Origin of the sequence: Staphylococcus sp. EG-SA-15, assembly GCF_017151895.1 — a bacterium.
In the GTDB taxonomy this organism is placed as follows: Bacteria; Bacillota; Bacilli; order Staphylococcales; family Staphylococcaceae; genus Staphylococcus; species Staphylococcus aureus.
In genome coordinates, this window is the sequence record NZ_JACVZN010000015.1 from 43453 (window position 1) to 58989 (window position 15537).

Annotated in this window: 13 protein-coding genes and 1 pseudogene; all 14 read right to left on the reverse strand. The window is 33.7% G+C overall.

Features of this window, described 5'->3' with window-relative positions:
* Positions 1-9 precede the first annotated feature (9 nt).
* Positions 10-1185 (reverse strand): transcription termination factor NusA, encoded by a 1176-nt coding sequence (nusA, locus tag IDG64_RS08235; protein WP_000097457.1) that lies wholly within the window; start codon positions 1183-1185, stop codon positions 10-12.
* Positions 1186-1205: 20 nt separating this feature from the next.
* Positions 1206-1673, reverse strand: coding sequence for a ribosome maturation factor RimP (rimP, locus tag IDG64_RS08240; RefSeq protein ID WP_000036631.1), 468 nt, complete (start codon positions 1671-1673; stop codon positions 1206-1208).
* A 289-nt stretch (positions 1674-1962) separates the two neighbouring features.
* Positions 1963-6273: a PolC-type DNA polymerase III gene (locus IDG64_RS08245; protein ID WP_016169070.1), complete on the reverse strand. Its 4311-nt coding sequence runs from the start codon at positions 6271-6273 to the stop codon at positions 1963-1965.
* Positions 6274-6536: 263 nt separating this feature from the next.
* Entirely contained in the window at positions 6537-8240 is a 1704-nt protein-coding gene (locus IDG64_RS08250) for a proline--tRNA ligase (RefSeq protein WP_000814112.1), read from the reverse strand.
* Between the two features lie 19 nt (positions 8241-8259).
* A complete protein-coding gene (rseP, locus tag IDG64_RS08255; RefSeq protein ID WP_000121116.1) occupies positions 8260-9546 on the reverse strand; it encodes an RIP metalloprotease RseP in 1287 nt (428 codons plus the stop codon).
* 211 nt (positions 9547-9757) lie between these two features.
* Entirely contained in the window at positions 9758-10540 is a 783-nt protein-coding gene (locus IDG64_RS08260; RefSeq protein WP_000868413.1) for a phosphatidate cytidylyltransferase, read from the reverse strand.
* A 6-nt stretch (positions 10541-10546) separates the two neighbouring features.
* Positions 10547-11317: an isoprenyl transferase gene (locus IDG64_RS08265; RefSeq protein ID WP_000473705.1), complete on the reverse strand. Its 771-nt coding sequence runs from the start codon at positions 11315-11317 to the stop codon at positions 10547-10549.
* Positions 11318-11689: 372 nt separating this feature from the next.
* Positions 11690-12244 carry a ribosome recycling factor gene (frr, locus tag IDG64_RS08270; RefSeq protein ID WP_001280006.1) on the reverse strand — a complete coding sequence of 185 codons (555 nt, stop codon included), beginning with the start codon at positions 12242-12244 and terminating at the stop codon, positions 11690-11692.
* Between the two features lie 18 nt (positions 12245-12262).
* Positions 12263-12985: a UMP kinase gene (gene pyrH, locus IDG64_RS08275; RefSeq protein WP_000057330.1), complete on the reverse strand. Its 723-nt coding sequence runs from the start codon at positions 12983-12985 to the stop codon at positions 12263-12265.
* A gap of 136 nt (positions 12986-13121) precedes the next feature.
* Positions 13122-14003: a translation elongation factor Ts gene (gene tsf, locus IDG64_RS08280; protein WP_000201387.1), complete on the reverse strand. Its 882-nt coding sequence runs from the start codon at positions 14001-14003 to the stop codon at positions 13122-13124.
* A 34-nt stretch (positions 14004-14037) separates the two neighbouring features.
* The gene (locus IDG64_RS08285; RefSeq protein WP_001789890.1) at positions 14038-14151 is read right to left on the reverse strand and encodes a hypothetical protein; all 114 of its coding nucleotides are present in this window, start codon (positions 14149-14151) and stop codon (positions 14038-14040) included.
* A gap of 33 nt (positions 14152-14184) precedes the next feature.
* Positions 14185-14952: a 30S ribosomal protein S2 gene (gene rpsB, locus IDG64_RS08290; RefSeq protein ID WP_000268484.1), complete on the reverse strand. Its 768-nt coding sequence runs from the start codon at positions 14950-14952 to the stop codon at positions 14185-14187.
* Between the two features lie 198 nt (positions 14953-15150).
* Positions 15151-15243 (reverse strand): hypothetical protein, encoded by a 93-nt coding sequence (locus tag IDG64_RS08295; RefSeq protein WP_001790530.1) that lies wholly within the window; start codon positions 15241-15243, stop codon positions 15151-15153.
* A gap of 50 nt (positions 15244-15293) precedes the next feature.
* Positions 15294-15537 (reverse strand): annotated as a pseudogene (locus IDG64_RS08300) (GTP-sensing pleiotropic transcriptional regulator CodY); the annotation flags it as partial.

Below are 15537 nucleotides of genomic sequence, written 5' to 3' on the forward strand. Positions count from 1 at the left end.
TCCAACCTATTATTCAGATTCTTTCTCTACATTTGTTTCAACTGAAACATCATTTACCTCTTCGGTTGATTCTGTTGTGTCAGCATCTTCTAAAGCAACATCTTCTTCAGTTACTTTTTCAGCTTCAACTACTGGATAGATACCCGCTTCACGCGCATCTGTTTCTGATTTAATATCAATTTTCCAGCCGGTTAATTTAGCAGCTAGACGTGCGTTTTGTCCTCTTTTACCAATCGCTAATGACAATTGATAATCAGGAACAACAACTATTGTAGATTGATTTGTTTCATCAACAATAACTTCTAAAACTTGAGAAGGGCTTAAAGCATTTTTTACAAATACTTTTGGATCTTCATTCCATTGAACGATGTCGATTTTTTCGCCACCTAGCTCTTCAACAACAGCTTCAACACGTGCGCCTTTGGCACCAACACATGCACCAACAGCATCTATATCATTGTTTTCAGAGAAGACACTAATTTTAGAGCGATCGCCAGCTTCACGTGCTACTGATTTAACAATTACAGTACCATCGTAAATTTCTGGAACTTCTTGTTCAAATAAACGTTTTAATAAACCTGGATGGCTACGAGAAACATAGATTTGAGGACCTTTTGTCGTTTGTTCCACTTTGTTAACATATACTTTGATACGTTCGTTAGGAATATATTTTTCGTTAGGACTTCTTTCTGCTTCAGATAAAACAGCTTCGATACGACCTAAGTTCACATATACATAACGATGGTCAACACGGTCAATAATTCCAGTAAGTATGTCTTCTTCTTTGTCTATAAATTCTTCAAATAAAATTTCACGTTCAGCATCACGAAGACGTTGCATTACTGCTTGTTTCGCTGCTTGAGCACCTACACGACCAAAATCTTTAGGTGTTACATCTTCTTCGTATATATCACCAATTTCATATGCAGGGTTTTTAACAAGCGCTGTACTTAAATCCACTTCATCTCTGTCGTCAAATACTTCTTCAACAACATCTTTACGAGCGATAACTTTGAAAGTACCTTGATCCATATTTAATTCCACACGGACATTTCTTGCACTATCATAATTCTTTTTGTATGCAGTAATTAAAGCTGCTTCAATAGCATCAATTAATACTGCTCTAGGAATCTTCTTTTCTTTTTCTAAATACTCAGTAGCTAATAATAATTCATTACTTGACACGTTTTTTCCTCCTCATCACGTTAAATCATAACTGCGTGACGTGCTTTTGCTATTTTGTCTCTCGGTATCTCTATATCTTTCGTTCTTGCTTTGATTTTAACTTGTACTACAATTGTTTCATTATTGACTTCTTGTAAAATGCCTAACCATTCCTTTTCACCTTCAATTGGTACATATAAAGAAACAAATACAGGTTTAGTTATTGCATTTTGGAAATCTTGTTCTTTTTTAATTGGACGTTCTGCACCAGGTGACGCTACGTCTAAATAATACATTTCAGGAATAGGATCATTTGCATCCATAGCTTCACTTATTTTTTCAGAAGCTAGCGTACAATCATTTAAATCTACGCCACCTTCTTTATCAATAGAGATTCTAAGAAAATGATCTCTACCCTCTTTGACATATTCAACGTCTACAAGTTCAAAATTCAAGTCTTCCATAATTGGTTTAACAATCACTTCTACTTGTTCTGTAATTTTACTCATACAGGCCTCCCTTTTTGGCAAATAGAAAAGAGCGGGAATCTCCCACTCTTCTGCCTGAGTTCACTAATTTTTAAGCAACTTAATTATAGCATAAGTTTATGCTTGAAACAAATGACTTCACTATTAATCAGAGATTCTTGTAAAAGTTTGTTCATTTATTTCACCATTACATTCGAATAGACTCGTAAGACGTTGAAAAGAAATACAGGCATAATTTTATGTCCAGCAACAATTTTGTATTTCTTTAACTACGCCATACGCATTAAATAAATACCTTGATTATTTCATTTTACATATCAAATATCGAAAGTTGAGCTTTATCTGGTAAATTCGGTAATGAGCCTAACTCATCTAAATACTCAATAATTTTCTGAGATAATCCAGCTTTTTTGTTTAAATCTTCTTTTGATAAAAATGGGCCATCGTCACGAGCTTCAACAATTCGTTTCGCAACGTTTTCGCCAAGCCCAGGCACTGATATGAACGGCGGAATAAGTGTATCGCCTTCAATGATAAATTCGAACGCCTGACTCTTTTCTAAACTAATCGGTTGCATGCGATAACCTCGATGCGCCATTTCATTCATAATTTCCAAGACTGTTAATACGTCTTTTTCTTTTTTACCTAGATCCATATAGCGAGAATACATGTCTTTTACAGTATTTCGAATGCTTGTTTTATCTTTAATCATCGTGATTAAATCAAAGTCTGACGCACGAATTGTAAAGTAAGATGCATAGTAATAAAGTGGATGATGTACTTTGAAATATGCGATACGTACTGCCATTAAAACGTATGCTGCTGCATGGGCTTTAGGGAACATGTACTTAATTTTAAGACATGAATCTAAATACCAATCCGGCACTTCATTTTCTTTCATCGTTTCAATCATTTCTTCAGTTAAACCTTTACCTTTACGTACTGACTCCATTATTTTAAAAGCCATTGATGGTTCTAAACCAGCATACATTAAATAAACCATGATATCATCACGACAACCAATTACACTTGATAAATCACATATACCGGTTTTAATTAATTCTTGAGCATTGCCTAACCACACATCTGTACCATGAGATAATCCTGAGATTTGAACTAATTCAGAAAATGTTGTTGGCTTTGTATCTTCTAACATTTGACGCACGAACCCTGTACCGAATTCTGGAACCCCAAACGTACCTGTTTTACATAAAATTTCATCTTCAGTAACACCTAAACTTTCAGGTGTACTAAATATTTGCATGACTTCTTTGTCATCTACAGGTATCGTTTTTGGATCAATGCCCGATAAATCTTGAAGCATACGAATCATTGTTGGATCATCGTGTCCAAGTATATCAAGTTTTAATACATTATCATGAATAGAATGGAAATCAAAATGTGTCGTCATCCATGCTGAATTTTGATCATCGGCAGGATATTGTATCGGCGTAAAATCATAAATATCCATGTAATCAGGTACTACAATAATACCCCCTGGATGCTGTCCAGTTGTACGTTTAACACCTGTACATCCTTTAACGAGTCGATCTATTTCAGCACCTCTTTTGTGGATGCCTTGATCATTCAAATAACCTTTAACATAACCAAAAGCAGTCTTTTCAGCAACAGTACCAATTGTACCTGCACGGAATACTTTATCCTCACCAAATAATACTTTTGTGTAGTTATGGGCATTCGGTTGATATTCACCACTAAAGTTTAAGTCGATATCAGGAACTTTATCTCCCTTAAATCCTAAAAATGTTTCAAACGGAATATCTTGTCCTTCTTTAATAAGTGGCGCTCCACAAGTTTCACACGTCTTATCAGGTAAATCAAATCCTGATCCTACTGAACCATCATTGAAAAATTCACTCGTTTTACAGTTCGGACAAATATAGTGTGGCGGTAACGGGTTTACTTCAGTAATCTCAGTCATTGTCGCTACAAAACTAGAACCTACTGAACCACGGGAACCAACTAAGTATCCATCATCTAATGATTTTTTAACTAAACGTTGCGAAATTAAGTAAATTACCGCAAATCCATTACCGATAATACTTTTTAATTCTTTTTCTAATCGATCAATTACGATTTGAGGCAGGTCTTCACCATACAGTTTACGCGCATTTGCATAACTTAGTTCTCTAATTTCTTCGTTAGCACCTTCCATACGCGGTGTGTATAATTCATCTTTAATAGGAACAACACGTTCAATTCGATCTGCTAATTCGTTTGTATTTTTCACAACAATTTCATGCGCTTTTTCTTCACCTAAAAAATGAAACTCGTTTAACATTTCATCTGTAGTTCTAAAATGTGCTTCCGGTAAAGTTGAGCGATTAAGTGGATTGCCGGGTTGTGATGCTATTAAAATTTTACGTGCGATACCATCATGTTCAAACAAATAGTGTGCATTTCCTGTCGCAATAACAGGTATACCCGCTGTGTCACCTGCATGTATTAAACGTTGATAAATTTCATGTAATGTTTCAGTATCTCTAATAAGCTCTCTATCAATTAAATCTTGATAAAGTGCCGGTGGTTGAATTTCAATAAAATCATAATATTTGGCAATTTTTTCAACTTGGCTCTGGTCCTTCTGCATAACTGCCGTAAATAATTCACCTTCATCACACGCTGTACCTACCAATAATCCCTCACGATATTCATCTAACAATGAACGTGGAATTCGAGGTGTACGGTAGAAATACTTCACCAATGATGCACTTACAATTTTAAATAGATTTTTAAGACCTTGTTGGTTTTGTACAATTAATGTGACATGACTAGGTCTTGCACGTTTATATGCATCTTCATTACTGAGTTTTTTGTTGATTTCGTTATGATTTAATACGCCTAATTCTTTCATTTGTTGAACCATTTTTATGAAAATGTAAGCTGTTGCTTCTGTATCATAAATGGCACGGTGATGTTGCGTTAATTCTACGCCATATTTTTTAGCTAAGAAATTCAAACCATGTTTACCATATTCAGTATTAATCGTACGAGATAATTCTAAAGTATCGATAACACCATTCGTTGATGGTCCAAATCCAAGACGTTCATATCCCGTATCGATAAAGCCCATATCAAACGAAGCATTATGCGCTACGAATATCGCATCGCCAACCCATTCTTTAAACTCTGTAAGTACTTCTTCAATCTCAGGGGCATCTACTAACATATCATCAGTAATATGCGTCAAATTGATAATCGTTTCCGATAATCGTTCATGCGGATTACTAAACCTTTCAAACTTATCGATGATTTCACCGTTATGAACTTTCACAGCTGCAAGCTCGATGATTTTATCATACTGATTTGATAAACCAGTTGTCTCAACGTCGAACACAACATAAGTAGCATCTTTTAATACGACATCTTGTGGTTTGTATGCAATCGGAACACCATCATCAACTAACATACCTTCCATACCGTATATCATTTTAATGCCATGTTTTTCCGCTGCTGCGTGAGCATCTGGAAATGCTTGCACAACATTATGGTCTGTAACTGCAATGGCTGGATGTCCCCAGTCTGCTGCCTGTTTAACATACGCACCAATATTGGGTATACCATCCATTTGGCTCATTGCAGTATGCAAGTGGAATTCTACACGCTTTTCTTCAGCCTTATCTTTTTTCGTCGCTTTTTTAATCTCTTCAATATCAGACATCATCATAACTAAATCTCTAATAAATGTATCTTCTTCAATACGACCTTGAGCCCTAACCCATTTACCAACACTTAGCGCTTTAAAATGTTCTAAATCATCTTTGTTTTTACGAGTAAACATTTTTAAAACTAATGAGTCAGTATAGTCTGTCACTTTAATTTCTACGATATGACGACCACTTTTAAGTTCTTTTAAGTTTATATCAAAAATGACACCCTCTATTGCAACTTTAAACTCTTCCTCAATAATAGATTCAATTGGTTTAATATTTTCAATTTGAATCGGCTTACCAATTTGACACTTATCGACAGCACTTTCGTTGTTATCTTGTTGTTTCGCTTTTTCAGCTTTCATTTTTTCAAGTTTCTCTGTTGCCAATCGTGCACTTTGTTCGTCTTCTTCTTGAATATGTGCTTCTAAAGAAGCTAAGTTTTGTTCTTGATCATTATCATTTGTTTCGAAGATGATTTTATCGATATCAAAACCACAATTTCTAAACGCTTTGATAAGACTTCCATTGCATGCCTTATCAAAATGATTACGTTCAATGTCATTTGATACCATTACTTTTAATACTTTTCCAGACATAATAAGCTTTTTCTGTTTCAATTGACCTTTAACTTTTGGAGATAAAGCTGTTTGGTCAATACAGTGCCCAAAGTATTTAATTGCATGTTCATCTTGATTCGTGCCATTTGTTACCGTAAAACGACATGTAACGTTGGCGATATCTTTAAACTCTTGCTCTATTGCATTTATAAATAATAAATAATCTTCATGAGCTAAGAATTGTGGTAATGTAATATGAAATTCCCATGTTCTGTTTTTGTTAGAAACATCTATACGTGTCAGTTCACCTGAATTTAAAATTTTAGCATCTAATTGATTTGAAATTTTAATTTGATCAGCAAGCACTTTAAATTTTTGTTGCTCTGTCATTGCCAAGACAATTACCACCTTAAATAGAAATTACTTTTACGTGTTCGAACAATATTTAGATTATGTGAGCATAGTAATGATAGAAAATTAAATGCTTTATATTTGGCTAATCATTATATTGTTAAAACAAATTTATCTTTAATTATACTATGTCTTCAGTCATTTTTCATCGAATAATCATTATATCAAAAATAATAAGAGCAGGACATAAGCATCAGATTTCTTTCAGCTTTTTCCTACTCTTATAATTCATTCGATCTTAATTATTTTAAGTTATCATATTTATTTGTAATGACAGTCATTAAGTCATCAATGTGAACTTCTTCGCTATCACCTGTTAAACGTTCTTTAACTTCTACAATACCTTCCGATGCACGTTTACCAACAACAATTCGCAGTGGTAAACCAATTAAATCGGCATCATTAAATTTGACACCTGCACGTTCCTGACGATCATCGTACAACACATCAAATTTAGTATTAAATTCAGCATATAGTGCATCTGCTAGTTCTCGTTGATCATCTTTCTTAGGATTAATAGAAATTAAATGTAAATCAAACGGAGTAACTGATTTAGGCCAAACAATTCCATTATCATCGTGATTTTGTTCAACAATCGCACTTAGCGTTCTAGAAATTCCAATTCCGTAACAACCCATAATTAAAGGTTGAGCTTTTCCTTGGTTATCTAAGAATGTAGCATTCATTGATTCTGAATACTTAGTACCCAATTTGAATACTTGACCAACTTCAATACCTTCAGCAAAATGTGCAACGCCTGAACCATCACTTAACTTTTCGCCTTCTAAAATAAAACGGAAATCGCCATATTCATCAACGTTGAAGTCTCTACCTACATTTACATTAATTAAGTGATAGCCATCTTCGTTAGCACCGACAACTAAATTATTTAAATCTTGCACAAAATTATCTGCATAAATTTTGATTTCTTTATCAATAACAGGACCTAGTGAACCCGGATTTGCACCAACTAAATTAACAATTTCGTCTTGTGTTGCTAATTCAATATTATCTGTGCCGAAATAAGATTTTAATTTAATGTCATTAATTTCATGATGGCCACGCACTAAAACCATAATATATTCGCCATCAACTTTGAAAATCATCGTTTTAACGATTTCATCTACTGGTCTACCTAAGAAGTCTGCCAATTCTTGCGCAGTCTTAACATTTGGTGTTTCAATTTTTTCTAAAGGTTGCACAGTAGTATGCTTATGATTTGGTTCGTAAACGACTTCTGCTTTTTCGATATTAGCAGCATAGTCACTTTCTTTACTGTAAACGATTGTATCCTCACCGATAGCACTTAATGCCATAAATTCATGTGTATGGCTACCGCCTATAGCACCTGAATCTGCAACTACTGGTCTTGCGTTAATGCCCACTCTCTCAAAAATACGGCTATACGCTTGATACATATCTTGATACGTTTGATCTAATGATGCCTCGTCAGCATGGAATGAATACGCATCTTTCATAATAAATTCACGCCCACGAAGTAAACCAAAACGTGGTCTCTTTTCATCACGGAATTTAGATTGAATTTGGAATAATGTCATCGGTAATTGTTTGTATGATTTCAATTCATTTCTTACTATTGATGTAACTAATTCTTCATGTGTTGGACCTAATGCAAATCGTCTTCCATGTCTATCTTGTAAACGCATTAATTCTGGGCCATATGCACCCCAACGTCCTGATTCTTCCCATAATTCAGCTTGTTGTAACGCTGGCATTAAAATTTCAACAGAATCGATACGTTCCATTTCTTGTCGCACAATTGCAGTAATATTATTTAACACACGTGTTGCTAGCGGTAAATAACTATAAATCCCACTTGTACTTTGTTTTATCAAACCCGATTTCAATAATAAACGATGACTTTGTGCTTCTGCTTCTGATGGCACATCACGCATCGTTGGTATAAAAACTTTGGATTGCTTCATAATTATTTATCCTCCTAAATTATAAGAAATATCGTCGAATATCATTCCACGTTACTAATATCATAATAACGACCATGAAAATGGCACCAATAGCAATAATCGTTGTTTCCGCTTTTTTATTAACTGGTTTTCTGAAAATCGCTTCATATATAACAAATAAAATACGACCACCGTCTAGTGCAGGAATAGGAATTAAATTCATAATACCTAAGTTTACACTTAACAACGCAGTGTAACCAATTAAGCTAATGATACCTGCTTTAACAACTGAGTCGACGTTATGATAAATACCAACCGGACCATTTAACATATCAAATGAGAATCCGCCCGTAAATATACTAGCCAACATACCGACTACAGCTGTAAAAATATAAGTACTACCGATTAAAAAGCTTTTAAATCCGAATACAATTGGTTTAAAAAGTGTATGTTCACTCGCTGGTTGGAATCCGAGAACATACTTCGTCTCTGAACTTACTTTAGTCAGTTTTTTTTCAGTCTTTTTAGGTGTTAATTCAACTGACTTTGTTTTACCATCACGTTCAAATTTAACAGTCGTCTTATTATCTTTAACTTTATCTAACGCCTTATCAACATCATCAAATTCAGATATTTTATATTTGCCAATTTGGACGATCTTATCACCTTTTTGTAATCCTGCTTGTTGAGCTGGATACTTATCTGCGACTTGTTCTACAGTAGACGTAGGCGTGCCTTGATAATATGCAAGACCAATAAATAGGACTAAAGCTAATATAAAGTTAAATAACGGTCCCGCAAATAATGTTAAAAATTTCGGCCATGGCTTTTTATGTGCAAATTGTCTGTCTCTCGGAGCAATTTGAACTAAGCTACCATTTTCAACAAAGAAAGACTTTCTAGCAATTTTAAAATGATGTCTTTCGTTATCATAAGCAGTGATACCTTCTATGAATAAGTCATCTTTAAAATCACATTTTTTAACTTCGATTGCTTCAATTTGTTGAAACTTATGATGATCATCTAATATGATATGTGTTATTTCATTTTCTTCATTCAGTTTAATTTTAACGTTCATACCGGGCTCGACTGGTGGCTCTTCTAAGCCATCTCCTGCCATACGAACATATCCACCAACAGGCAATAACCTAATAGTGTAAAGTGTTTCGTTTTTTCTAAAACTAAAAATTTTCGGTCCCATACCGATCGCAAATTCTGGACACATAATGCCTGCTCTTTTCGCAAAAAACATATGGCCATATTCATGAACAGTTACTAGTACACCAAAAACAATAATAAATGCAATTATTGTAACTAAATAGCTCACTCGCTACACCTCGATTGTTTATAAATTTCTTTTATTTTAAAAATGATTGCTGTATACGTAACATAAGTCATTATAATATGATACTGACAAATCACAAAATATAACGTCTAATTTTCAAAGTTAATATTGCGTATAATTTTCAAAAGGAGTTCTGAGATTCATTAAATTATCTCAGCAACTCCTCTTTACGTTTATTGATTTGTTCTCAGCATTAAGATTGTATTAATAAAATATTTAATAATGGTAACACAAACATAAAGCTGTCAAATCGGTCTAAAATACCACCGTGTCCAGGTAGTATTCGACCTGAGTCTTTAACGCCGAAATGACGCTTAAATCCTGATTCCACTAAATCACCTAATTGACCAAATAAACTTAAAATCAATGTCACTCCAAGTAATATCCATACATTCATATTGAAATCTACAAAATATAACATTGCAAGTGGTACTATCAAACTACAGAACAAGCCACCTATGAATCCTTCGATTGTTTTATTCGGACTTATTACTGGCCAAAGCTTATGTTTACCCATCATTTTACCAAACAAGTAAGCCCCTGTATCTGTAAGCCAAACAATTAAAAAGGCATATAATATGTAATGTAATCCTTCTGATCTCGTTTCATAAAAGAACATAAAACCAATGCCTACATAAGCCACAGACATTAAGCAAAATGCAGCATCCATAAAACTAAATCTGTTTTTAGATAAGACAGTATAACTTAATACAATAAAGCTCATTGCAATTAAACTTTTTAATTGAATTACTTGTACCCATGGCCCTGCATGTTGTGGCAACATAATGATGATAAGACCAACTGCACTAATTAAACCAGGAACTGAAACAAATTTAATCATATTCATATTCAACAATTCTTTTAATGCAATCAATGCTAATATATTAGCAAATATCATTAACACAAGGCCGCCTTTTAACAAGATAGGCAAGAATACGATTAAGGCAATAATAGCTGTCAGCGTTCTAACTTTCATACTATACTACTCCTCACTCAATCCGCCAAAGCGTCTTTGACGTGACTGATAAATTTTTATACATTTAATTAATTCATCTTCGTCAAAGTCAGGCCATAATTTTTGATTAAAGATAAATTCACTATACGAAACTTGCCAAATCAAGAAATTACTTATTCTTTGTTCTCCTGAAGTACGAATTAACAACTCTGGATCAGGATAGTCTTTTGTCATTAAATGATTGTTTATATATGTTTCATCTATGATATCACTATTTAAACCTTGTTGATGAAGCTCGTCAAACATATTTTTAATACTATGAACAAGTTCTGCTCTGCCACCATAATTAATTGCAAATATTAATTTTAAGCCGGTATTATTAGCTGTCTTTTCTTTAGCATTATTAATTGCTTCTATCGTTGATTTTGGCAACTTATCAGTAAATCCAATTGTTTCAACTTTGACATTTTTTTCAATTAGTTCCGGTAAGAATGTCTTTAAGAAATTGACAGGCAAATTCATAATATAATTTACTTCACTTTCAGGTCTTGACCAATTTTCAGTGGAAAAGGCGTATAAAGTTAAGTACTTAACACCAATATCACTAGCTACCCTAGTAATTTTTTTTATTGTTTGCATACCTTCGTAATGACCTTTAATTCTAGGCATTTTTCGCTTCTTAGCCCATCGCCCATTACCATCCATAATAATAGCGATATGTTCAGGTATATTAGACGAGTCTAATTCTTCATTATAATTATTTATAGTGTTCTTTTTATTTATTAGCTTTTTAAACATGGTCCTTCCTCCGAGCCTGATCATCTCTGTCATATAGTATAAGTTACTAAACAATCATTATCATTTTATCATACTCATTTAATGCATTGAATAAGCAAATAAAAAAACTGTACCAAAGTCTGACTCGGTACAGTTTACACCAGAAATGTGACATACATACTGAGGTTAAAAATTACATAACTTTATTATAGCAATATACCTAATGCCTATTATTTATAAAGTATATGTTTAATTAACTTGTTTAAACACCATTTTTATGCTCATTGTGAATTTAAATTATCACATGCATCTTTGATTTAATTAAACATGCCCATTTTAAATGTTACATTATCGTTTAATACTGGCATTTTAATATGTCATTGTATATTAGTTTTATACTGACATAATATCTTTTTCTTTATCAGCAATCATTTGATCAATTTCTTTTATTGAATTGTCTGTTGCTTTCTGAACATCTTCAGTACCACTTCTCAACTCATCTTCAGTAATGTCGCCATTTTTTTCATCTTTTTTCAACTGATCATTCATATCACGACGAATATTTCGAACAGATACTTTAGCTTCTTCACCAATTTTCTTAACATCTTTAACGCGCTCTTTTCTACGCTCTTCTGTTAAGGCAGGTACTGCAATACGTATCACTTCACCATCACTTGTTGGGTTGACACCTAAGTTAGCCGCTATTATCGCTTTTTCGATGTCAGCTACAGAAGTTTTGTCGTATGGAGAAATAACAAGTAAACGTGCTTCTGGAACATTGATGCTTGCTAATTGTTGTACAGGTGTTGGTGCACCATAGTAATCAACTGTTACGCCGTTTAATAAATTTGAATTAGCTCTTCCTGCACTGATATTAGCTAATTCACGTGATAAGCTTTCGATTGATTTTTGCATTCTTGATTTAGTTTCATTAATAATGTCACTCATTATTTTACACCTCTAAATTTATTTTGTAATTAACGTACCTATCTTTTCACCCATAACAGCACGTTTAATATTCCCTTCTTCCATAATAGAGAAAACAGTTAACGGAATGTTATTATCCATACAGAATGAGGATGCTGTTGAATCCATTACTTGTAAACCTTCTTGAAGCATTTGAATATGCGTTAAATGTTCATATTTTACCGCATCTTTGTTTACTTTAGGATCTGCAGAATATACACCATCTACATTATTTTTGCCCATTAAAATAACATCTGCTTCAACTTCTGCAGCACGTAATGCCGCTGTAGTATCTGTAGAGAAGTATGGGTTTCCAATACCTGCAGCAAAAATAACTACGCGTTTCTTTTCTAAGTGTCTAATTGCACGACGACGAATATAAGGTTCAGCCACTTGCTTCATTTCAATAGATGTTAATACTCGTGTATCACAATCCAATTGTTCTAAACTATCTTGTAATGCTAAGGCATTCATTACAGTTGCAAGCATACCCATGTAATCAGCAGTTCCACGGTCCATACCTAAGTCACTACCTGTTTTACCTCTCCAAATGTTTCCGCCACCAACGATTACTGCGATTTCACAGTCCATTTTAGCAACTTCAGCCACTTGCTCAGCAACACTTTTAATAATTACTGGATTTATGCCAAATCCTTTTTCTCCAGCTAACGCTTCACCACTTAGTTTCAAAACTACACGTTTATATTTAGAAATTTGAGCCATTTTCTTATCCTCTCTATCGTGAATATATGTAACATATACAAGTAAAGAAGACACAGTTGTCGTTTTATTAGAATGATTTACATTTTAATAAAGCAACATTAAAGGTGTCTTCTTCCTTGTTTTACTTTATGACAGATTATTTCATTTGTCCTTTAACTTCATCCGCAAAGTTTTCTTCGCGTTTTTCCATACCTTCGCCTACTTCATAGCGTACGAAGTCAACAAGTTTTCCACCTTTTGTTTTTAAGAAAGCTTCAACTGTTACATCAGGGTTTTTAACGAAGTCTTGATCTACAGCACAAATTTCTTGTAAGTATTTACGTAAACGTCCTTCCACCATTTTTTCAACGATGTTTTCTGGTTTACCTTCATTTAATGCTTGTTGTTTTAAAACTTCTCTTTCGTGGTTGATTTCTTCTTCGCTAACTTGTTCAGAAGAAACATATTTAGGGTTGATTGCAGCGATATGCATAGCAACGTCTCTTGCTGCTTCTTCGTCAGTTGAACCTTCAACAACTGTTAATACACCAATGCGTCCACCCATGTGTAAGTAAGCGCCGAAAGCATCGTTATCAGTTTTAGTTCTGATAGCAAAACGACGAACACTTAATTTTTCACCGATTGTTGAAATTGCTTCTTTAATTCTTTCATCAACTGATTTACCATTTGGTAAAGTTGTTTCCATTAAAGCTTCAACAGTTTCAGCTTTTGTATCTAATACTTGATTAGCGATTTCTTTAACTAACTCTTGGAAACCTTCGTTACGAGCAACAAAGTCTGTTTCAGAGTTGATTTCAACGATAACTGCGTCGTTACCTTTAGTTTCTACATGTACTAAACCTTCAGCCGCAATACGGTCTGCTTTTTTAGCTGCTTTAGCAATACCTTTTTCACGTAGGTAGTCAATCGCTTTATCGATGTCACCATCAGTTTCAGTTAGCGCTTTTTTACAATCCATCATACCCGCGCCAGTTTTTTCACGTAATTCTTTAACAAGTTTTGCTGAAATAGTTGCCATTCATTATTCCTCCAATAAGTTATCATTTTATATATTATGATTTTAGCATTATTATAGGCAAGATTGCCAATACTCTAATTGAATATTTGTAATTTGCCTCGATTTTCTTTTTAAAAAAGGTGATAAGCATTAATATCTTATCACCCATTTAAACTATATCTAAGTCAGATTCAACAGTTGATTATTCTTCAGTTGCTTCTGTTTCTTCTGATTTTTCTTTTTCATCTAAATCGATGTTTTGTTCTGCAGCTACTTCTTCATTAGAAACGCCTTGTTGACCTTCTAAGATTGCATCTGCCATTTTAGCAGTTAATAATTTAACCGCACGGATAGCATCGTCGTTTGCTGGGATAACGTAGTCAATTTCGTCAGGATCACAGTTAGTGTCAACGATACCTACGATAGGAATATTTAATTTACGAGCTTCAGCAATTGCATTACGCTCTTTACGTGGGTCAACTACGAATAATGCTTGAGGCATTGATTTCATATCACGAATTCCGCCTAAGAATTTGATTAAACGGTCGTATTCTTTTTTAAGTTCTACTACTTCTTTTTTAGGTAATACTTCGAATAAACCATCTTCTTCCATTTTTTCAATTTCAGAAATACGTTTGATTCGTTTTGAGATCGTTTTATAGTTAGTTAATAATCCACCTAACCATCTTTGGTTAATGTAGAATTGACCAGCACGTTCTGCTTCAGATTTAACTGATTCTTGTGCTTGTTTTTTAGTTCCTACGAATAAGACTTGTCCACCATCTTCTGAAACTTGTTTCAAGAAGTTGTATGCCTCGTCTACTTTTTTCACTGTTTTTTGTAAGTCGATGATATAAATACCATTTCTCTCAGTGAAGATATATTTTTTCATTTTTGGGTTCCAACGACGTGTTTGGTGACCGAAGTGAACACCCGCTTCTAGTAATTGTTTCATTGAAATTACTGCCATTATAAATTCCTCCTATTGGTTAATTACCTCCATAGCAAACTATTGTAAAGACAATATACAAATATTGCACCCTTTACACAATCACGTTTGATATGTGTGTATTGGCTTTATAGCCGAAAATAAATATAACATAATGCCGTGTCTAAAGCAAATGTTTTTCAAGCATTTTTTCATAAATTTAATGGTAATTCTATCAAGTTAATGTGAAATATCAATTTGATTGAAAATTAGACAAAAATAAAGAAATGACTTCAACATAATCATCAAAGTCATTTCATTGACTACCGCCAAGATAACATCGTCACGACTAGGACATTGAATTATGTCCCAGACTCATCGACTTATTTACTTTTTTCTAATTCATCTAAGAATTTTTCTTTTTTAACTTTAATGAAAGTACCTTTCATTCCTAAAGAACGTGATTCAATTACACCAGCACTTTCTAATTTACGTAGTGCATTTACAATTACAGATCTAGTAATACCAACTCTATCTGCAACTTTTGATGCGATTAATAGGCCTTCCGTACCGCCAAGTTCTTCAAAGATATGTTCAATCGCTTCTTTTTCAGAATAAGATAATGAA